The following is an 18899-nucleotide window of genomic DNA, read 5'->3' as shown; positions in this document are numbered from 1 at the left end:
ATTACCCATTACCCATTACCCATTACCCATTACCCATTACCCTGTTACTGAGCGAAGTCGAAGTATTACCCATTACTTAATAATTCAACCATTGAGCAACAACCGAAGGCATCGGGAGTATAATTAACAATAATAATCCCAAGGTTGATAACCCAATAACATCTCGAATATTATTCAGTTCACTGACATCATTTAAGGCGGGTTCATCTTGTAAGGGAAAAAAGAATAATAATAGGGCTAAGATGATAAATTCACTGTGAATTAAGGCTAAAATTAAGATTAGAAACCGTGCTACTTGACCGATAATTAGACTGGTTTTTTGACCCAACATAGCATGAACAATATGACCGCCATCTAGTTGTCCGATGGGGATTAAATTAAATGCTGTTATCATTAATCCTAAATATCCGACGATTGCCACCGGATGTAAATGGATTGCGTGTTCAGCAGTTAACCCCGCACCTAATATTAACTTACTCAATACGGTTAACAAAAAAGAAAAACTAGGATTCAAGGATTCAAAATTGAAAAATCCTGAAGTTTTCGGATCAAAGGAAACAACCGTTGACTGACTTAACCCCCAAATTAATAGCGGTAAGCTCATGATAAATCCCGCTAAAACTCTAACAATGCTAATATCAAATAATGCTTGGCGATGGGGAAAAGGCGATCGCATCTGAATAAAAGCACCTAAAGTTCCTAACCAAAAAGGAATCGGGATAAAATAAGGTAAAGTCGCCTTAATTTTATACCAACGAGCCATTAAATAATGAGCCGATACATAAATACTCAGAATCGCCATTAAAGCTATACTATAGGGTAATCCTGCCAATAATAAACCTGGGTTATCTTGCCAAGCATCCAGAGAAATATCTGCCATTTCCACACCCGCAGTTGTTGTTGTAAAGAAAGTAATTACAAATAAAGATAAAGCCAAAATAGGACGAGTTAAGGGTTCGGATTGAAGCGAATCAGCTTTTTTCTGAGAGGGATTAGGGACTAAAGCAAAAAACGGTTTATCTTGAAGATCCTGTTGAAATGCAATTAAAAAGCGATCGCTAAATTTAGCCTGAATATTATCTCGAATCGTTTGATAAGCCTGATCGGGATTAGACCGTAACTGACCCCGACAAATCACCGCTTGTAAGCGATATTCAATATTATGTAAAGGAAACACCGTCCAAGGAAAACAACTGCGAAGAATGTCTTCTTCCTGTTGATCCAGTGGGCGAGGTAAACTGGGTTTTTCTAGGGGAAGAATCGAGTTTGTGGGAGTAGCAATATCTGATTCCGGTGATGGCGGAGGAAGACGCCCCCATTGCACCAAAAACCAATATAAACAGGGACAAACAATAAAGGGAATAATCACTAACCCGGCGGGAATTGGTTTTTGATCATAGATCCAAATCCAAGTCCCCCAAATGAACGCCGGAGTCATCATCACCAACCACAGCAACCAAACCGGAGTCCGGGTAATTTGAGCCACACCCCTTTGTAGAAGCCAGTAGGTCATTAACCCTAAAATTAGTAACCAAAATAACATGATCATTGGTAGTTTTAATTCAGTTAAAATCGACAATTGCACCCTAAAAATTAATCTAATAATATGTTACAGGAGCTTTCTGTCCCCAAACCGCCCCGGCAAGTGCTGGAAAATATTTATGCTTTCCCACCCAACCGGGAAACCTTGGGCGGAACAGCCTATTTCGTGGTAGAAAACCAGATGAACATCTTGATCGATGCTCCTCCTTGGAATCCAACTAATCAGCAGTTTATCGAGCAGTTAGGGGGCGTTCAGTGGTTATTCATTACCCATCGGGCGGCCATTGGCTCATCCCGAGAAATTCAAAAAACCCTAGGATGCAATATTCTGATCCAAGAACAAGAAGCCTATTTACTACCGGAGTCCAACCTAACGGCCTTTGAGACTGAGTTAAAATTGAGTTCCCTGAGTTCAGTTTTTTGGACACCCGGACATTCCCCGGGTTCATCCTGCCTTTATTTTAGTGGGCATGGGGGGGTATTGTTCACCGGACGCCATCTATTACCCAATCTCCAAGGTCAACCGGTTCCCCTACGCACCGCCAAAACCTTCCATTGGCCCCGACAATTAAACAGTGTTCGGTTAATCTTGGAGCGCTTTAATTCCGATAGCCTCAACTATATTTGTCCGGGGGCCAATACCGGAGCCTTACGGGGAGAACGTTTGATTAATCAGGCTTACGACAAATTGGCAGTTCTGGATTTAGAAGCCTGTTGGTTGACCGAAGCGATTTTTTAGTCCACAGGACATTTACTATAGATGCTGACTCCCCTGACTCGCAGTAAAAATTAACAAAAACTAAACTCCCCCAAATGAAAACCGCATCCCCCCTCTGATAGACTAAAACACTGGGAGTGTCTAATAATTCGGCAATCTCAGTTCTTGGGAGGAAATAATTCTGTGGATAATGTTATTGGGTTAGAGATTATTGAAGTCGTCGAGCAAGCTGCGATCGCATCGGCTCGTTTGATGGGTAAAGGCGACAAAAATGAAGCCGACCATGTGGCCGTGGAAGCCATGCGTAAACGCATGAACCAAATTCACATGAGAGGACGGATCGTGATTGGGGAAGGGGAAAGAGACGAAGCCCCCATGCTTTATATTGGTGAGGAAGTCGGGATTTGTACCCAAGAGGATGCAGCTAAATTCTGTAACCCCGACGAACTGCTGGAAATTGATATCGCCGTTGACCCCTGCGAAGGAACTAACTTAGTCGCCTATGGTCAAAATGGCTCCATGGCCGTCTTAGCAATTTCTGAAAAAGGCGGTCTGTTTGCGGCTCCTGATTTCTACATGAAGAAATTAGCGGCTCCTGCGGTGGCTAAGAATCATGTTGATATTAACAAATCCGCCACCGAAAACCTGAAAATTCTTTCCGACTGCATGAACCGCTCCATTGAGGACTTAGTGGTGGTGGTGATGGATCGTCCCCGCCACAAAGAACTGATCAATGAAATTCGGGCCGCAGGCGCACGGGTGCGTTTGATCAGTGATGGAGACGTTTCGGCTGCCATTTCCTGTGCATTTTCGGGAACCAATATTCACGCACTCATGGGCATTGGCGCTGCACCAGAAGGGGTAATTTCTGCTGCGGCCATGCGCGCTTTAGGCGGTCACTTCCAAGGTCAGTTAATCTATGATCCCGAAGTGGTGAAAACCGGATTGATTGGGGAAAGCAGAGAAGGTAATCTGAATCGCCTCAAAGAAATGGGAATCAATGATGCTGATAAGGTCTATGATGCCCATGAATTAGCCTCCGGTGAAACGGTGTTGTTTGCGGCTTGTGGGATCACACCAGGTACTTTGATGCAAGGCGTGCGCTTCTTTAGTGGTGGTGCTCGGACTCAAAGTTTAGTTATTTCTTCTCTGTCTAAAACTGCTCGTTTTGTCGATACTGTTCATATGTTTGGCCAACCCAAAAATATTCAGTTGCACTAAAATTTAAGCATCAGTAATCAGTCATCAGTTTTTGGTTTGGGTTTTTTAACTAACACTGGAAAACTATTAGCGATTTACTGATTACTGATTACTGATTACTGATTTTTGAAACCATATTTATAACAACTGTTGTATGAATATTGCTGTTGTCGGTCTAAGTCATAAGACTGCCCCCGTTGAGGTGCGTGAAAAATTGAGTATTCCCGAACCTCAATTAGAGGCTGCGATCGCTCATTTATTAAGTTATCCCCATATCGAAGAAGTTGCGATTCTTAGCACCTGTAACCGCTTAGAAATTTATTTAGTAGCAACAGAAACTCAACCGGGAATTCGGGAAGTTACCCAATTTTTATCAGAAAAAAGTAAATTACCTTTACAACAATTACGCCCCCATTTATTTACCCTGATTCATGATGATGCCATCATGCACTTAATGAGGGTCGCCGCCGGGTTAGATAGTTTAGTTCTAGGGGAAGGACAAATTTTATCCCAGGTTAAACAAACCCATAAATTAAGCCAACAACATAAAGGAATTAGTCGCATTCTAAACCGTTTATTTACCCAAGCCTTAACAGCTGGGAAACGGGTCAGAACCGAAACCAGCATTGGCACGGGAGCAGTTTCTATTAGTTCGGCTGCGGTCGAATTAGTTCAGATGAAAGTCCAGAACTTAAGTAATTATCGAGTTGCCATTTTAGGTGCGGGCAAAATGTCTCGCCTATTGGTTCAGCATTTAATCTCTAAAGGTGCAAACCAAATCTCTATTCTCAATCGGACATTAGGACGGGCTAAAGAATTAGCAAATCAATTTCCCGATGCTGATTTACGAATTTATACCATGTCGGAAATGATGTCTGTGATGGCGAATTCTGATATTGTATTTACCAGTACCTCGGCGACCGAACCCATTATAGACCGAGCTAAATTAGAAACGATTTTAACCCCATCTCAACCCCTAATGTTAGTGGATATTTCTGTTCCTCGGAATATCGCTACCGATGTCAAGGAATTAGCCAATGTTCAAGCCTATAACGTCGATGATTTAAAAGCAGTTGTAGCCCAAAACCACGAAAGTCGTCGTAAAATGGCACAGGAAGCCGAAGTTTTATTAGAAGAAGAAGTCCAAGCCTTTGAGGTCTGGTGGCGCAGCTTAGAAACTGTTCCAGTGATTAATTGTTTACGCGATAAAATTGAAACCATTCGAGAACAGGAATTAGAAAAAGCCCTATCTCGTCTAGGTTCAGAATTCGCTGACAAACATCAAGAAGTGATTGAAGCCCTAACCCGGGGTATTGTAAATAAAATTCTCCATGACCCCATGGTACAACTGCGCGCCCAACAGGACATAGAAGCCCGACGTCGCGCCATGCAAACCCTACAAACCCTATTCAATTTAGAACCGGAAAAAAATTCGGGTCAGCAATACAGTTAGGTTTGTTCTGTTTTTCCTGAATTTTTACCACTAATAACGCGGTCATCAATAACTATTACTGATGGCCGCGTCTTTTCGTTGTTGCGCCGTTGTTGCGCTTCAGCGCAATCTTGAGGACTAAAGCCCAACAACCCTCTTACCAAGAGACTTACAGACCCATGTAACCTTAAAAGTGGGTGATTGCAAAAGACCTCTTGCAATCCCTTAGCAACGTTGCAATAATAATAAACAGAAAGGCACATTACGAGGGTTTCAAGGAGCTGGAGGTAATGTGTTTATGGGAGCACCATACCTCCAGCGTTCTTGCTTTCTTTCAGTGAAACCCCAAAAAACCAACCGAGTGTTCTGACCCTGGAAGTTCTAAAGATTAAATAGACTGAAGTGTGAATTGATCACAGACACACTCAACTAAAGAAATTATACACAAAAATTGTTTAACAGGCTACATCGTCCTTTAAAAATTAGGGAAATAGTTACATTTGATACCCAAACGGGGGACTTGTATGGCAAGTCCTGTATTTTAGTGTTGAATTGCCGATTTTAGGGATTGACAAAACTGACCAATATCCGCCAACCCTTGTTCCGGCGTCCCTTCCGCCAATCGTTTCACAAAAGCACTCCCGACAATCACCGCATCTGCACCCCAGTCTCGCATTTGGGTCGCCTGTTCCGGTTGAGAAATCCCGAACCCAACCCCAATGGGTTTATCCGTTAGACCTCGCATTTCCTTGAGGATATCTTCAACCCGGGTTTGGACTTGGGTACGCATCCCCGTGACCCCGGTAACACTAACCAAATAAATGAACCCCTGGGACTGACGGGCGATTAACTCAATCCGTTCTTTAGGACTGGTTGGCGCCACTAACAACGTCACTTCTATGCCAATTTGACGAGCGGGTTCCAATAAAGTTTCCGCTTCTTCCAAGGGTAAATCTGGGACAACTAAACCCCTAGCCCCGGCTTGATAAATCTGTTCTAAAAATGGTTTAATCCCTCGATGTAAAATGGGATTATAGTAAGTAAATAAAATAATTGGGGCTTTCAACGTTGGGCTAACCGTTGCCACCATTTCTAATACTTGATCTAAACGAGTTCCCTTTTGTAAAGCGCGAGTAGCTGCGGCTTGAATTACCGGGCCATCGGCTAAGGGGTCAGAATAAGGAACCCCCAACTCAATCAAATCCGCCCCATTTTGATCCAGAATTTGTAAGGCTTTTGCGGTTGTTTCTAAGTTCGGATCACCGGCGGTAATAAAAGGAATTAAAGCACAGTTTTTTTTGTCCGAAGTTCTTAAAGATTCAAAGCATTGAGAAACAGAAATCATTTAAAATTAAACTCAAATAGACTAACTTATTATCCAATAATTAAGCAGAAAAAAGTAAAAGTCTCAATTATTTTTTTCTGCTTCAACTTCCGCTTGCAATTGAGCAATTTCTTCTGGAGTCATTTCTTCCAGTCGTTTTTGAAAAACGGCATCTTCATAGTTTTTCAGTTGTTGGTTATAGGTCATATTTCGACTTCCCACTCGGAATAAATAAGTAAGTAACCAAATAAATAAACCACCTACTAAAAAAGTTTGACTCCAGATGCCAGCATCAAAGCTATTCAGACCCGCCCATTGTAAAATTAGGTAGATCGATCCACCTGTCAAAAAGACGAGCACTCCAATAGCAATAACATCAATTCGTCGCATTAGGTGGCAATTTTTCTAGGTTGAGGACGGAAATTCAAGAAGGGAGCCAGAAGAATTAATCCGGGGAAAAAGAAGAAGACTAAAAAGTACATAAATGCCCGTTCAAAAGAACTGGCCACATACCAACGAGCATTCATATAGGCATATAAGGCAGCCGGAAGCACTAACAAATAAGCACCCGCTAAAGCGGCGTAGAGTAATAGGGTAATCAGTAGCATAATTCGGGTTTAAAAATAAACAGCCACTTAACATCAGACAATTTTAAACTATAGCACCCAGTGGCAGGAATCGGGACAGGGCTGTTTGATTTTCTCCAAAAATGGGTGTGACCTTTCCTCCGACTCCTCTGCTTCAAGGTTTTGTTACAATACTTCATTTAAAGAAATTAAATCATTACTTATCTGTTAAGGGAAGTCGAGAAATTTATTTATTAGGGTTGTGGTTAAATACGTTAGGGTTAAAATTGACGGTTACGGTTGAAGAATAATTCTTGCATTTTTATTAATCCATGACAGTACAACCTAGAGAGATTCGGCGTTACATTACAATAGAGGGTAGAATTCCTTTTGCTGAATGGCTGACTTCCTTTCGGGATTTGAAAACAATCACAAAAATTGAAGCCCGGTTAAAGCGGGTTAGGGAAGGTAACTTAGGGAATTATCGTTCCGTGGGTGAGGGAGTTTGGGAATTAAAAATTGATTATGGCCCTGGATATAGAATCTACTTTGGACAAATCGGTTCAACGATGGTAATACTATTATGTGGGGGTGATAAACGATCTCAAAGTCAAGATATTTGTCGAGCTATAGAATATTGGAAAGACTACAGGAGACGAGAAAATGCTGACCAGTGATAATTATCAAGACTCTCTGATTTTAGCCCTTAAAGATCCGATTCATGCGGCTGCCTATATTGATGCTATTTTAGAAGAAAAAGATCCTGAACCCGAACTTTTGAAACACGCGCTTCAAGATGTTGCAGAAGCACTGGGGGAAGAAAGAATGTCTGAAGAACAGGCTAAACTTCATTTAGAGAAATTAAATTATTTCTTATCCGTTGAAGGAAGTCGAGAAATTTATTTATTAGGACTGTGGTTAAATGCGTTAGGGTTAAAATTAACTGTTACAGTTAAAAACTAATCTTTAAAAAGTTACTCACCTGCTTGTTCTTTGAGGAGATGTACTAAACTATCGGATAACCATAAACCTGCATCACGCAAAGACGGAGAAGCATTAATCACAACTCGCTTAATCAACATTGGCTAATTCCTCAGCAAGTTCTTCCGCAGAATATTGCATAAAATCAACTCGATAACGAGACAAAGCATTGATAAATTCAGTTCGAGTTAAGCCAGCAATTTCAGCAGCTTTTCCTTGAGAAACTTCTCCTAATTCGTACCATTTTATTGCCACTGCTATTCGCATCTCGCGAATAAATTCATCGGGATTCTTACGGAGTGCAGAAAATACAGTTTGCGGGAGTTCAATGGGTATGATCGTCATAACTCTAATAGATTTTAGGGGTAATCTATTTAATTATAGTATAATCTCTAGGGTGAAGGAATAGGTTGTAATAACGTTAAGATTATTTACCAAAGAAGATTATGATCAATTTAGTAAAATTATATCCAACTGCTTTATTAATATTTGTTGATGTATGTTTTAATCTGTCTTGGGTATTTGAATTACAATTAAAGAAGAATGTATCACTTGCGGATTTATTGAAATTCAGGGGGGAGCAAAGTCCCCCTTGTTAAAAACTATTTAGGGAGATCTACTCTCGGCTGTAATCAGCATTTTTTGGCTTAAGTTAACATCAATAGGGGTCGCCTCACCCCTATTTGTTAACAATCAAACCCTAAGTTAAGGCGAAAACAGAGACTTTTCCTGCGATGCGTTTGGCGATCGCAGTTAACTCTAAAGCAGCCGCTGAATTAGGAGCGGAAATCACAATGGGAACCCCCGTGTCTCCCCCTTCTCGGACGGGCATTTCTAAAGGAATAGACCCGAGTAAAGGAACACCTAACTCCTGGGCAGTTTTTGCCCCGCCGCCAGAACCAAAAATGTCGTATTTTTTCTCCGGGGCATCGGGAGGGATAAAATAACTCATATTTTCCACAATTCCCAACACCGAAACCCCCAACTGTTGGAACATTTTTAACCCCTTACGGGAGTCTAGCAGGGACACTAACTGCGGCGTTGTCACGATCACAACCCCGGACATAGGAACAGCTTGAGCCATGGTTAATTGAGCATCTCCAGTACCTGGCGGCATATCCACCAGTAGATAGTCTAACTCACCCCAATTGACCTGATAGAGAAATTGACGAATAACCCCATTTAACATCGGGCCGCGCCAAATTACAGGTTGATCTTTATCGATCAAAAACGCCATGGAAACCAACTTCACCCCATGGTTAAAAGCGGGTTCTAGGATTTCTCCCTGAGGACTTTGCTGTACCATCACTTGAGCATCAGCCAACCCTAACATTGTAGGGTCATTCGGCCCATAGATATCCGCATCAATTAACCCGACTTTAGCCCCCATTTTAGCCAAAGCCACGGCCACATTCACCGCCACGGTACTTTTTCCCACGCCCCCTTTGCCACTAGAAATAGCCAGAATATTTTTCACCCCGGCAATGCCTTGACGGTCTGGCAAAGCCTTTTGTTGAGGGGTTTCGGCCGTAACATCAACAACAACATTTTCCACCCCGGGAAGCTGTTTAACGGCTTTTTGACAATCTTCAACAATAAATTCCCGTAGGGGACAGGCGGGAGTGGTGAGGACTAAGGTAAAACTCACCTCACCCCCTTGGATTTTAAGGTTACGAATCATGTTTAACTCCACCAAACTCTTTTGAAGTTCGGGGTCTTGTACAGGTCGTAACACCTCTAATACGGTATTGATATCAAGCATATTGGATCAAAGTGTTCCCCGTTTGAGGGATGGACGAAGGGCTATTTTAGGGGAAACAAACTCTATTCCCCCTTTTAATTATCAAAGAATTGAGTCATTCAACGGGTGTTAATATTTTGATAATTAGTCTTAAACCTACTTAAACTAACTTAAAATCAAGGTAAACAAGATTTAAGTTATCAAGGTTTGACTGTAATGTGTCCCATTAGCCACTTGACTCAAGGGACACATTACAGACATGATCATAACGCTCTTGCAGATTACAACCGATTGTGTGCCCAACAAAAAAATAGGTTAAAAAAAATTATGACCGCTTCTCAGGTATCGGAAACTACTACGCCCCACTTGATCCCTGTGACTGACTCTCAAACCCGTGTCAGTCAGTTTATGAAACAACTCCAGGATGAAATTTGTCAAGGCTTGGAACAGCTTGATGGCCTGGGCAAGTTTAGAGAAGACGCTTGGGAGCGTCCCGAAGGCGGTGGAGGTCGAACTCGTGTGATCCGCGAGGGCGACGTATTTGAACAAGGCGGGGTGAACTTCTCCGAGGTTTGGGGCGAAACATTGCCCCCCTCGATTCTGGCCCAACGTCCAGAAGCCGCCGGATATGGATTTTATGCCACGGGAACTTCCATGGTCTTGCATCCTCGCAATCCCTATATTCCCACGGTACACCTCAATTATCGTTATTTTGAAGCCGGGCCCGTGTGGTGGTTTGGGGGCGGTATCGATTTAACTCCCTATTATCCCTTTGCCGAAGATGCCCACCATTTCCATCAAACCTTAAAAGAAACTTGCGATCGCCACGATCCACACTATTATCCTGTATTTAAATCTTGGTGCGATGAATATTTCTATCTCAAACATCGGCAAGAAACCCGGGGGGTAGGCGGCATCTTTTTTGACTATCAAGATGGACAAAGCCAACTCTATAAAGGCCCCGATCCGAAAGGGGCAGCCGCCCTGTATAGTGATAAGGTGGGAACCCCTGATCCGAAAGATTGGGACTCTTTGTTCAGTTTTGCACAAGACTGTGGAGGAGCTTTTCTATCAGCTTATGGGCCGATTGTAGAACGCAGGCGTTCTCATGACTATGGAGATCGAGAACGGCAGTTCCAATTATATCGGCGGGGTCGATATGTGGAATTCAATTTGGTTTACGATCGGGGAACGATTTTTGGCTTACAAACCAATGGTCGCACTGAGTCGATTCTCATGTCTTTACCGCCTCTGGTACGATGGGAATATGGCTATGAGCCAAAACCAGGGACTCCAGAAGCAGAACTGTATGAGACTTTCTTGAAGCCTCAAGATTGGGCGAACTGGACTGATCCCAACTCACAGGTCTAAGTTAAACTACAGATCAGATAAGCAACCAAAGCAATATCAAAAATTCCGAGGGGACGGTCAGTGATTCATATCGATCAAAAAGAACATACGACCCAGGATGGCACAAAGGTCATTGTCTTGGCACCAACAGGACGCCTAGACATCACAACAGCTTGGCAATTCCGCCTCAAGTTGCAGGAATGTATATCTAAATTGAGTCGCCATGTCGTGGTAAATCTAGGTCAAGTGAACTTTATTGATAGTTCAGGTCTGACTTCACTGGTTGCCGGAATGCGAGATGCTGACAAAGTGAAGGGCAGCTTCCGAATTTGTAATGTTCATCCCGAGGCCAAGTTGGTGTTTGAGGTGACCATGATGGATTCTGTATTTGAAATTTTTGAGACGGAAGAAGAAGCTCTTGAAGGTGGGGTAAGAGCCATTTGAAGTCAAAATATCCTGGGTTCCTCACCCCAAAGGTCGCCTTTCGGTTGTGGAGATGGGCTTAGGCGCGTCTCCAACCGGGGCTGACCAATAGTTTTTGGGGTTTAAGTTGAATTTTAAGGCAACATTGGCACAAAACCACGGCGTTTTTGAAATTTAAAGGGCCCCAACAGGGCTCCCCATAATGGCTTTCCCGTGTCCGGGTCAATGCCTTTGTCATAGCTCAAAAAACTATCCGCCGTAGCTTCAAACCCCAATTCCACCTGATAGGTTTTGTTTTGATAACTGAAGCAACAGACTTGGTTTTCCGGCAGCACGGCTTGGAAAATATATTGATTCGGGCCAAGGCATTGATAGGTAATCTTGAGGGTGCAACCGGGCAAAAATTCTAATGCTTCAGCGCCCAGATGTCGTAGGCGCTCTGGATCTTGTCCGGCACCTTGCACCGCCTTAATATCCTTGGGCATATAATATTGTGCTTCTAAGGTGGACTCGGAATCAGGATTATGGCGCAACTGAATGAACCGAGGACGGTAGGGTTGATTCAGATTAACAATATTGGCTTGTTCGGCAAACAGTACCAGACTGGGTTCTGGAAACCAAGAGGGGGGAACGGGACGATGCCATAAACGCAAATGGACGTACCAAACCGGATCGGCCAAAGCCTGGGGTTGATTATCAAACTCTCCAGCCATATATTCGGCCAAAGCCCTCAGTTCAGGGGAAATCACCATGGTTATACTCAGTGGTAGTTTTTTCTACGATAGCCGAATCTAAATTCTCGACTTCAAAATCCGACCGCCAAAATTTAGAATGATATTCAGTCCCTTTTAATATTGGCTTGTGAACAACATCCGCACGGTTTCAGATACAAAACGTACTTTTTACAGTCTACATACTCGCCCTATCAACTCGATCTATCGTCGTGTGGTTGAGGAGTTGATGGTGGAAATGCACTTGCTCTCGGTCAATGTTGATTTTAGCTATGACCCCATTTATGCCCTGGGTGTGGTAACGGCTTTTGATCGCTTCATGCAGGGATATCATCCCCTATCTGATCAAGAATCGATTTATAATGCCCTGATCAAAGCCGAACAAGATGACCCGCAACGATATCGGGGTGATGCTGAACGCTTACAGGCTTTAGCCCAAAATCTATCGATTCCCAACCTAATTGAAGGGTTAAAGTCTCCTATCGATGGGGGGTCAGATCAGGAGTTAAAAGGGCATTTGCAAGGGATCATCAATAATCCCAAATTCAAATACAGTCGTTTATTTGCCATTGGTTTATTTACCCTGTTAGAACAGGCTGATCCCAAAGGGATTCAAGATAAAGCCATCCGGGAAAAAATCCTAGGTCAACTGGCTGAAGTCCTCCACTTACCCCAAGATAAACTGCTCAAGGATTTAGATTTGTATCGGAGCAATCTGGAAAAACTGGCTCAAGCTCGGATCATGATGGAAGAAATGACCCAAGCCGAACGCAAGAAACGGGAGAATCGTGCCAACCAAGCCGTCGGAACTTCTCAACAAGATACCTGATATCCTTGAGGTTTTTAAGCCATTGGAGAGAGTGTGAGACTGATTAGTGCTGAGATTCAAAGCATCTATCCATAAGCGCCAAAATAGGAATCCCCTGCCGTACCCTAAAGCGAAGCGGGGGATTCCTGATTTTTAATCAACGGTTCTAACTACCCGTGCGTTCGTAGTTTTGGGCATAGGTTTGTAACAAGGCACTCACCTGAGTTAATACCGTGTCGCCGCCAGCCTTTCCGAGAACAGTTTGATTTTGAGCAACTCGGTTGAGGTTGCGTTCAATCGCCGCTTTGATCTGGCCAGAAATCAGGACTTGCAGTTCTTCTTTAGCCCTTGAACGTTGGAATTGCGCTCCTTCTTCCGTCGTCGCATAAAGGGGCGGAAGACGGTTGAGGGCATAGGCGGCAATATCTCCCACATCTAGGGTTTGTTCGCTGTTTTCTTCAATTTCTGCCACCCGGGCGATCGCTTCACTGAGGACTAATTCCTCCATAACATTAATAAATTGTTTGCGGGGTAAAACAACGACTTCACCCGTTAACAACGCCCCCATCAACCGATCCAAAGCCATATATTCTTCAATGGACAGTTCTGAAGCGGTGTTACAAATTCGTCCAACCTCGGCCTCCATCGAGGGGGTCAGATACCCGTCTCCTAAAGCTTGCTCAACAATCTTTTCAATACTCATAATGCTGTTGCACTTCGCATCATTGTTTTTTTAACCGCTATGCCCCTCAATATTCCCTAAAAAAAGGCTTTTTGGGATCTTCACTACTGGAAGTCACCCCATAGATAGGGAAAACGAGAGCCACCTAAATTTTTAAATACTTAGGGAATTAGCCTAAACCAAGCCACGATCAGTTTACAGTTTTTGGCACATCTCCCGATAATACCATACTTACCGGTGGCTATTTCTCTGTGAATTTAGGGGAGTTGATCGTCTTAATCAATGGCCGCATATCGCCAGGGAACCGGATCAACAGCTTTACCCTGGACATAGAGACCCCAATGCAGATGGGGCCCCGTTGATGCCCCCGATGATCCCACCGTGCCAATCACTTGACCGGGTTGGACAAAATCCCCTTCCTTCACATCAATGCGGCTGAGGTGCATCAAAATACTAGCCACCCCTTGACCGTGATCCAAACCAATGACATTGCCATGAATTTCAAAGCCTTGAGATTCTCGTCCCACCAGGGCAACTCGTCCCGCTGCCGGGGCGACCACTGGCGATCCCATGGCTCCACCATAATCTACACCCCGATGGTAATAATCTTCGGCAAATTCTCCATTGTAGTAACGACGGACGCCATAAATGGTAGTAATTTCTCCGGCATTGGGGCGTAAAAATGGGCCTTTCCAGTATTTTTCGGGAGTTACCAGAGCCTTAAACGCATCCACCCGATCAAATTCTTGATCCGTGCCGTTGAGTTCTTCTTTATCAGGGGGCAGCCAAATGGACTGAGTAGGAAAGGAGCGATCGCGCAACTGTACCTCTAAGTTCTGTACCTGTGTCCCATCATTAATTTGTAGGGGTTTAGTCCCCGGCTGATCCAAGGGTGTCGTCGGTAATAGAGCCCGCATCCGATTGGGAGCAATGGCAAACATCGGGTAGGTTTTGCCCTGCCAAGTCACCGTGGGGGCGGGGGAAGTAGGGGAATCCAAAACCACAGACAAGGTATTTCCTAACTCTGGGACGGTAGGATTCACCCGCACCAGAGCAGCCTGTCCGGGAAGGCAAAGAACTACCCCAACGGTGATTAGGGCTAAAACAAACGATTTGATCCCCCGAGGGACTCTGATTCTCATGTTCTATTTTGTCTCCAATGTTGACAGGTCATCCCCCTAAAATTTTAGGACTGATCCCAGAATCTTAACAATTCTAGTATCTTAAGAATTAGTAATATAATTTCACATTTACTTATTCAGCCTAAAATTAACTGTGCCAGAAGACTTTCGTTTAATTGTAGATTTAGTCCTTGTCCTTGCCGCCGCGACGGTTGGCGGACTTTTAGCCTCCTTACTGCGACAACCTGCGATTTTAGGATATTTGATTGGCGGGATCATTGTTGGCCCGGGTGGATTAGGGGTGATTAAAGAATTAATCCAAGTTGAAACCCTGGCTCAATTTGGCGTGGCATTTCTGCTATTTGCTTTGGGGGTAGAATTCTCTTTTGCGGAGTTAAAAAAAGTCCAAGGGATTAGTTTAGGTGGCGGCGGGTTACAAATTATCTTTACGATATTAATTACCGCCCTAACTATGGGGATTTTGGGTTGGGATACTTCTCCAATTCAAGGCATATTTTTAGGAGCAATTTTATCCCTATCTTCAACGGCTGTTGTCCTCAAATGTTTGATGGAACGCAATGAAATGGCGACTCCTTCAGGACAGATTATGTTGGGGATTTTGGTGGTACAGGATTTAGCTTTGGGATTAATGTTAGCGGTATTACCGGCTTTAAATCAACCCCAAGGGGGGGTTATTTTTGAAGCGGTGGGACGATCGCTTTTATTAATTGGATTATTTGCATTAGGGGCAGTAGTTGCGGGAATTTGGGTGATTCCTAAACTATTACAATTTTTAGCAAAAACCGAAAGTAAAGAACTATTTTTATTAGGAGTTGTTGCCCTATGTTTAGGAATTGCGCTGTTAACAGAACATTTAGGATTTTCGATTGAAATGGGGGCTTTTGTAGCCGGGTTAATGATTTCGGAAGTGGAATATGCCGATCAAACCTTAACCTATGTTGAACCGATCCGCGATATTTTTGCGGCTTTATTTTTTGTCGCGGTGGGGATGTTAATTGATCCGGTGTTTCTCTGGGAACATTTAGAACTAATTATTGGCTTAATGTTGCTCATTGTCGCCGGAAAAACCTTAATTATTATTCCAATTGTCAAACTATTTGGCTATTCTTGGCGAACTTCAATTATCACCGGATTAGGACTCGCTCAAATTGGAGAATTTTCTTTTGTTTTAGCCAGTGCTGGACAGGGATTAGGGTTAGTATCCCGACGGGTTTATTTATTAATTGTGGGGACAACGGCTTTAACCTTAATGATTACCCCGTTTATTTTGCAATTTGCCCCGAAATTATTAGACTGGATTGAGGAAAAATGGGATTTATCTAACCTTTTAGAAAACAGTCAAAAAATCACGAATATTTCCGAAGAATTACCGCAACAAAACCATATTATTGTTTGCGGATATGGTCGAGTTGGTCGCAATTTAGTTAAACTTTTACAAAGTCATAATTATCCGGTTATTGTTATCGATCAATCAGAAAAAACCGTGCAGGAATTAAGAAATAGTCAGATTCCCTATTTATATGGAAATGCAGCGAGTTTGCACGTTTTAGAAGCCGCTGGGGTGGATCGGGCTGCATCCATGGCGATCGCCCTTCCTGACCCCATGAGTACCCGATTATGTTTAAAAAGATCATTGGAATTTTCGCCGAATTTAGATGTGATTGTGATCGCAGATCGGGATAAGGATATTGAGTTACTCTATCAGTTAGGAGCAAAAGAAGTTGTACAGCCGGAATTTGAAGCCAGTTTAGAATTATCCACTCATGTCTTAACAAAAATGGGGTTAGGAGGGGATAAAATTCAACAGGAAATGCAGAAAATTCGCCAAGGTCAGTATTCGGATTTTCGCCCGAAACAATCTGCTCAAGAAGTGGCGCGGGATTTACAGCAAGCTACTCAAGAAATGAATAGTAAATGGTATACTTTACCTGCGAATTCTCCCTTGATGGGAATGACTTTAGAAGAAAGCAATATCCGTCCGATGACGGGAATTAGTGTCATGGCTATTCGACGGTTTACGGGAGAAGAAATTGATTATCCCGATGGTCAAGTTCGTTTAGAAAAAGATGATAAATTATTAGTGGTGGGGGAAGCCGCAGCTTTAGAAACTTTAGATCAATTGGCGAAAGGAGAAGTCACAATTCCGGCGGAAAGTATTTCTTGTCAATGGTTAAATATTCCTGAAAATAGTCCGGTGATCGGTAAATCTTTATCTAAATTAGATTTAGCTAATCGGTTTCGGGTACAAGTTCAAGCCCTGCGTCGAGAGGATAAATTTTATCGCTGGCCGAGTCGAGGTTTGGATTTAGAAGTAGGCGATCGCTTATTATTATGTGGGAGTTTTCATGATTTAAACCAAGCCAGGATAGAAATGATTCCCATTAATATTTCTCCCTTGAAAATTTTAAAGGAAATCGAGATAGTTGATAGTTAATCGGCGGGTGTTTTAAGATATTAAAGCTCTTATACACCCTCAACCTAAAATAATTGTCCGCCTCGAAAACGCCAGTAGGGAAATAAAATTCTGATCAGACTTTGGGAAGCCATAAAAATAGCAACCCAAACACAACTATAGTGGAAAACAAATAGTCCTAAATTAAATTCTGAAGCAGAAAGACCGGGTAAACCGATTGTTTTGATCAGAATTAATAAAAATAATGCTTCCCAAATTGCGGCTAAGAGTTGAAAAGCACCGGGCCAATCTCGATCCCAACGAAGTTGTTGGATTTTAATATAGAGAATGTCCCAAATAAAGCCAAAACAGGTAATATATCCTAAAACCCAAAAGTAAATTGATGGCGGTTGATCACTAATTTTTAACCCCAAAAAGACTAAGGTTACTAAAACACCAATAGTTGCAAATAGGAATAGACGAGTTTGCCACCGTCCGATTAATGTGGGAGTCATAACAGTAATTAAGAATTGTAGAAGATACTATTGTTAATTTTTATTAAAAACCATTGTCCAATAGGGTTCCAATTGACTATAATATTGTACTAGAATATTGATAGTATTGCACCCAGATTCAGCGCCCATTAGGATGGGCGTTTTTTTATTTTGAAATGTTTTTTCCGACGAAAATGTATAATAATCAAGTTTTTAATTGTCAATTATCCGAATACTATTAGGTGAAATAACGACGTTAACGCGATCACCAATTTTAAATTGTTGTAACTCATCTTGATGCCAATTTTGTAGGCGAATCATGATTAGAATATTATTCGTTAAACGTACTCCATAACGGGTATCTGTTCCTAGATAAACAGATTCTTCAATTGTTCCTTCCCAGGTTTGTACATTTTGATAATTTCCTAGATTTTCATGGGTCTTAGGATAGAGTGTTACTTTCTCTGGACGGATAATTAAATTAATTATTTGTCCTTCTATAATCGGTTGAAATACCATTAGATGAATCGGCAGTTGTTCATCAATTAAACCAGTAATTGTTTGTGCTTGAACCCCGGTTACTCGCGCGGCTAAAACGTTAGTTTCTCCAATAAAATCAGCTACAAATTTAGTTTGAGGATATTCATAAATTTCGATGGGGGTTCCTACTTGTAATAATTCTCCATGATTCATAATTCCAATGCGATCAGATAGGGTTAGAGCTTCTTCTTGATCATGGGTCACATAAACAAAAGTAATCCCTAATTGTTTCTGCATTTTTTTGAGTTCTAACTGCATTTCTTTTCGCAGTTTTAAATCTAAAGCGCCCAAAGGTTCATCAAATAGTAATACTTTTGGTTGTTTAACTAATGCTCTAGCTAAAGCGACCCGTTGCTGTTGTCCACCGGATAATTGACGAGGATAACGAGTTTGAAAATCGGTTAATTTAACTAAGGATAATGCTTCTAAAACTCGACTCTTAATTTGGGGACGGGGCAAATTTTCCATTTCTAGTCCAAAGGCAACATTTTCCGCAATAGTTAAATGGGGAAATAAGGCATAATTTTGAAATACGGTATTAACGGGACGATGAAAGGGAGGATAATTTTTCATCGGTTGTTGATGAATTAAAATTTCCCCGGAAGTGGGATATTCAAATCCAGCAATCATTCTTAATGTTGTGGTTTTTCCGCAACCAGATGGCCCTAATAAGGAGAAAAATTCCCCGGTTTTGATTTGCAAATTCAATTGATTAACAGCTAAAAAATCCTTGCTATTTAATCCTTTAAATAATTTAGAAACGTTCAATAATTCAACAGCAGCATTCATGGAATCAGGGGCAGGGGAGGCAGGGGGAGCAGGGGAGGCAGGGG

At 42.3% G+C, this 18899-nt stretch carries 21 protein-coding genes; 10 read left to right on the top strand and 11 right to left on the bottom strand.

Translation table 11 applies throughout. The features are described from left to right. Window positions 1-76 precede the first annotated feature (76 nt). Window positions 77-1549: a site-2 protease family protein gene (locus PL9631_RS06090; RefSeq protein WP_083618078.1), complete on the bottom strand. Its 1473-nt coding sequence runs from the start codon at window positions 1547-1549 to the stop codon at window positions 77-79. Window positions 1550-1606: 57 nt separating this feature from the next. Between PL9631_RS06090 and PL9631_RS06085 the strand changes: the two genes are divergently transcribed. The 3 genes from PL9631_RS06085 (at window position 1607) to PL9631_RS06075 (ending at window position 4913) form a co-directional block, all read left to right on the top strand. After that, complete coding sequence (locus PL9631_RS06085) at window positions 1607-2281, top strand: MBL fold metallo-hydrolase (protein WP_083618050.1); 675 nt, start codon at window positions 1607-1609, stop codon at window positions 2279-2281. A 162-nt stretch (window positions 2282-2443) separates the two neighbouring features. Next, a complete protein-coding gene (glpX, locus tag PL9631_RS06080; protein WP_083618048.1) occupies window positions 2444-3481 on the top strand; it encodes a class II fructose-bisphosphatase in 1038 nt (345 codons plus the stop codon). 133 nt (window positions 3482-3614) lie between these two features. Then, window positions 3615-4913: a glutamyl-tRNA reductase gene (locus PL9631_RS06075; RefSeq protein WP_083618046.1), complete on the top strand. Its 1299-nt coding sequence runs from the start codon at window positions 3615-3617 to the stop codon at window positions 4911-4913. 520 nt (window positions 4914-5433) lie between these two features. Here PL9631_RS06075 and trpA read toward each other — a convergent pair. The 3 genes from trpA to ndhL all read right to left on the bottom strand — a co-directional run bounded on the left by trpA (window position 5434) and on the right by ndhL (window position 6824). Further along, complete coding sequence (gene trpA, locus PL9631_RS06070) at window positions 5434-6237, bottom strand: tryptophan synthase subunit alpha (RefSeq protein WP_083618044.1); 804 nt, start codon at window positions 6235-6237, stop codon at window positions 5434-5436. Window positions 6238-6300: 63 nt separating this feature from the next. Beyond that, a complete protein-coding gene (locus PL9631_RS06065) occupies window positions 6301-6606 on the bottom strand; it encodes a DUF3007 family protein (protein WP_083618043.1) in 306 nt (101 codons plus the stop codon). Next, window positions 6606-6824, bottom strand: coding sequence for an NAD(P)H-quinone oxidoreductase subunit L (gene ndhL / locus PL9631_RS06060; RefSeq protein ID WP_083618041.1), 219 nt, complete (start codon window positions 6822-6824; stop codon window positions 6606-6608). Before ndhL ends, PL9631_RS06065 begins: the two co-directional genes overlap by 1 nt. Window positions 6825-6925: 101 nt before the next feature. On the opposite strand from ndhL, the gene PL9631_RS06055 reads away from it, so the two are divergent. Genes PL9631_RS06055 through PL9631_RS06045 form a run of 3 tightly spaced genes read left to right on the top strand, consistent with a single transcriptional unit; the run spans window position 6926 to window position 7745 of the window. Beyond that, a complete protein-coding gene (locus PL9631_RS06055) occupies window positions 6926-7093 on the top strand; it encodes a hypothetical protein (protein WP_231516652.1) in 168 nt (55 codons plus the stop codon). Window positions 7094-7114: 21 nt separating this feature from the next. Then, window positions 7115-7459 carry a type II toxin-antitoxin system RelE/ParE family toxin gene (locus PL9631_RS06050; RefSeq protein WP_083618039.1) on the top strand — a complete coding sequence of 115 codons (345 nt, stop codon included), beginning with the start codon at window positions 7115-7117 and terminating at the stop codon, window positions 7457-7459. After that, entirely contained in the window at window positions 7446-7745 is a 300-nt protein-coding gene (locus tag PL9631_RS06045; RefSeq protein ID WP_083618037.1) for a helix-turn-helix domain-containing transcriptional regulator, read from the top strand. The genes PL9631_RS06050 and PL9631_RS06045 overlap by 14 nt, the downstream gene beginning before the upstream one ends. Window positions 7746-7853: 108 nt before the next feature. On the opposite strand, the gene PL9631_RS06040 is transcribed toward PL9631_RS06045, so the two are convergent. Both PL9631_RS06040 and PL9631_RS06035 read right to left on the bottom strand, forming a co-directional pair. Further along, window positions 7854-8108 carry a UPF0175 family protein gene (locus tag PL9631_RS06040; RefSeq protein ID WP_083618035.1) on the bottom strand — a complete coding sequence of 85 codons (255 nt, stop codon included), beginning with the start codon at window positions 8106-8108 and terminating at the stop codon, window positions 7854-7856. Between the two features lie 355 nt (window positions 8109-8463). After that, window positions 8464-9525, bottom strand: coding sequence for an Mrp/NBP35 family ATP-binding protein (locus PL9631_RS06035; RefSeq protein ID WP_083618033.1), 1062 nt, complete (start codon window positions 9523-9525; stop codon window positions 8464-8466). A gap of 306 nt (window positions 9526-9831) precedes the next feature. Between PL9631_RS06035 and hemF the strand changes: the two genes are divergently transcribed. Both hemF and PL9631_RS06025 read left to right on the top strand, forming a co-directional pair. Beyond that, window positions 9832-10875, top strand: coding sequence for an oxygen-dependent coproporphyrinogen oxidase (gene hemF, locus PL9631_RS06030; RefSeq protein WP_083618076.1), 1044 nt, complete (start codon window positions 9832-9834; stop codon window positions 10873-10875). Between the two features lie 60 nt (window positions 10876-10935). After that, entirely contained in the window at window positions 10936-11298 is a 363-nt protein-coding gene (locus tag PL9631_RS06025; RefSeq protein ID WP_083618031.1) for an STAS domain-containing protein, read from the top strand. A gap of 113 nt (window positions 11299-11411) precedes the next feature. Here the strand turns inward: PL9631_RS06025 and PL9631_RS06020 are convergent, their stop codons facing one another. Next, window positions 11412-12029, bottom strand: coding sequence for a chromophore lyase CpcT/CpeT (locus PL9631_RS06020; protein WP_083618030.1), 618 nt, complete (start codon window positions 12027-12029; stop codon window positions 11412-11414). Window positions 12030-12138: 109 nt separating this feature from the next. On the opposite strand from PL9631_RS06020, the gene psb29 reads away from it, so the two are divergent. Continuing rightward, window positions 12139-12837 (top strand): photosystem II biogenesis protein Psp29, encoded by a 699-nt coding sequence (gene psb29, locus PL9631_RS06015; protein WP_083618028.1) that lies wholly within the window; start codon window positions 12139-12141, stop codon window positions 12835-12837. A 145-nt stretch (window positions 12838-12982) separates the two neighbouring features. Here the strand turns inward: psb29 and PL9631_RS06010 are convergent, their stop codons facing one another. After that, complete coding sequence (locus PL9631_RS06010; protein WP_083618026.1) at window positions 12983-13519, bottom strand: late competence development ComFB family protein; 537 nt, start codon at window positions 13517-13519, stop codon at window positions 12983-12985. Window positions 13520-13773: 254 nt separating this feature from the next. Further along, window positions 13774-14640, bottom strand: coding sequence for a M23 family metallopeptidase (locus PL9631_RS06005; protein ID WP_083618024.1), 867 nt, complete (start codon window positions 14638-14640; stop codon window positions 13774-13776). Window positions 14641-14773: 133 nt separating this feature from the next. On the opposite strand from PL9631_RS06005, the gene PL9631_RS06000 reads away from it, so the two are divergent. Further along, on the top strand, window positions 14774-17074 hold the full coding sequence (locus PL9631_RS06000; protein ID WP_083618022.1) for a cation:proton antiporter domain-containing protein: 2301 nt from the start codon (window positions 14774-14776) through the stop codon (window positions 17072-17074). Between the two features lie 44 nt (window positions 17075-17118). On the opposite strand, the gene PL9631_RS05995 is transcribed toward PL9631_RS06000, so the two are convergent. Then, the gene (locus PL9631_RS05995; protein ID WP_083618020.1) at window positions 17119-17547 is read right to left on the bottom strand and encodes a hypothetical protein; all 429 of its coding nucleotides are present in this window, start codon (window positions 17545-17547) and stop codon (window positions 17119-17121) included. A gap of 192 nt (window positions 17548-17739) precedes the next feature. Beyond that, entirely contained in the window at window positions 17740-18855 is a 1116-nt protein-coding gene (locus tag PL9631_RS05990) for an ABC transporter ATP-binding protein (RefSeq protein WP_083618074.1), read from the bottom strand. Window positions 18856-18899 lie beyond the last annotated feature (44 nt).

Source organism: Planktothrix paucivesiculata PCC 9631 (assembly GCF_900009265.2).
GTDB classification, from domain to species: domain Bacteria; phylum Cyanobacteriota; class Cyanobacteriia; order Cyanobacteriales; family Microcoleaceae; genus Planktothrix; species Planktothrix paucivesiculata.
This window is presented reverse-complemented; position numbering and strand designations above follow the sequence as displayed.

Bases quoted from the DNA above. Each gene is read 5' to 3' on its own strand.
- PL9631_RS06090 (WP_083618078.1), bottom strand. From the start codon at position 1,549: ATGATCATGTTATTTTGGTTACTAATTTTAGGGTTAATGACCTACTGG.
- PL9631_RS06085 (WP_083618050.1), top strand. From the start codon at position 1,607: ATGTTACAGGAGCTTTCTGTCCCCAAACCGCCCCGGCAAGTGCTGGAA.
- PL9631_RS06075 (WP_083618046.1), top strand. From the start codon at position 3,615: ATGAATATTGCTGTTGTCGGTCTAAGTCATAAGACTGCCCCCGTTGAG.
- trpA (WP_083618044.1), bottom strand. From the start codon at position 6,237: ATGATTTCTGTTTCTCAATGCTTTGAATCTTTAAGAACTTCGGACAAA.
- PL9631_RS06065 (WP_083618043.1), bottom strand. From the start codon at position 6,606: ATGCGACGAATTGATGTTATTGCTATTGGAGTGCTCGTCTTTTTGACA.
- ndhL (WP_083618041.1), bottom strand. From the start codon at position 6,824: ATGCTACTGATTACCCTATTACTCTACGCCGCTTTAGCGGGTGCTTAT.
- PL9631_RS06055 (WP_231516652.1), top strand. From the start codon at position 6,926: ATGGGTGTGACCTTTCCTCCGACTCCTCTGCTTCAAGGTTTTGTTACA.
- PL9631_RS06050 (WP_083618039.1), top strand. From the start codon at position 7,115: ATGACAGTACAACCTAGAGAGATTCGGCGTTACATTACAATAGAGGGT.
- PL9631_RS06045 (WP_083618037.1), top strand. From the start codon at position 7,446: ATGCTGACCAGTGATAATTATCAAGACTCTCTGATTTTAGCCCTTAAA.
- PL9631_RS06040 (WP_083618035.1), bottom strand. From the start codon at position 8,108: ATGACGATCATACCCATTGAACTCCCGCAAACTGTATTTTCTGCACTC.
- PL9631_RS06035 (WP_083618033.1), bottom strand. From the start codon at position 9,525: ATGCTTGATATCAATACCGTATTAGAGGTGTTACGACCTGTACAAGAC.
- hemF (WP_083618076.1), top strand. From the start codon at position 9,832: ATGACCGCTTCTCAGGTATCGGAAACTACTACGCCCCACTTGATCCCT.
- PL9631_RS06020 (WP_083618030.1), bottom strand. From the start codon at position 12,029: ATGGTGATTTCCCCTGAACTGAGGGCTTTGGCCGAATATATGGCTGGA.
- PL9631_RS06010 (WP_083618026.1), bottom strand. From the start codon at position 13,519: ATGAGTATTGAAAAGATTGTTGAGCAAGCTTTAGGAGACGGGTATCTG.
- PL9631_RS06005 (WP_083618024.1), bottom strand. From the start codon at position 14,640: ATGAGAATCAGAGTCCCTCGGGGGATCAAATCGTTTGTTTTAGCCCTA.
- PL9631_RS05995 (WP_083618020.1), bottom strand. From the start codon at position 17,547: ATGACTCCCACATTAATCGGACGGTGGCAAACTCGTCTATTCCTATTT.
- PL9631_RS05990 (WP_083618074.1), bottom strand. From the start codon at position 18,855: ATGAATGCTGCTGTTGAATTATTGAACGTTTCTAAATTATTTAAAGGA.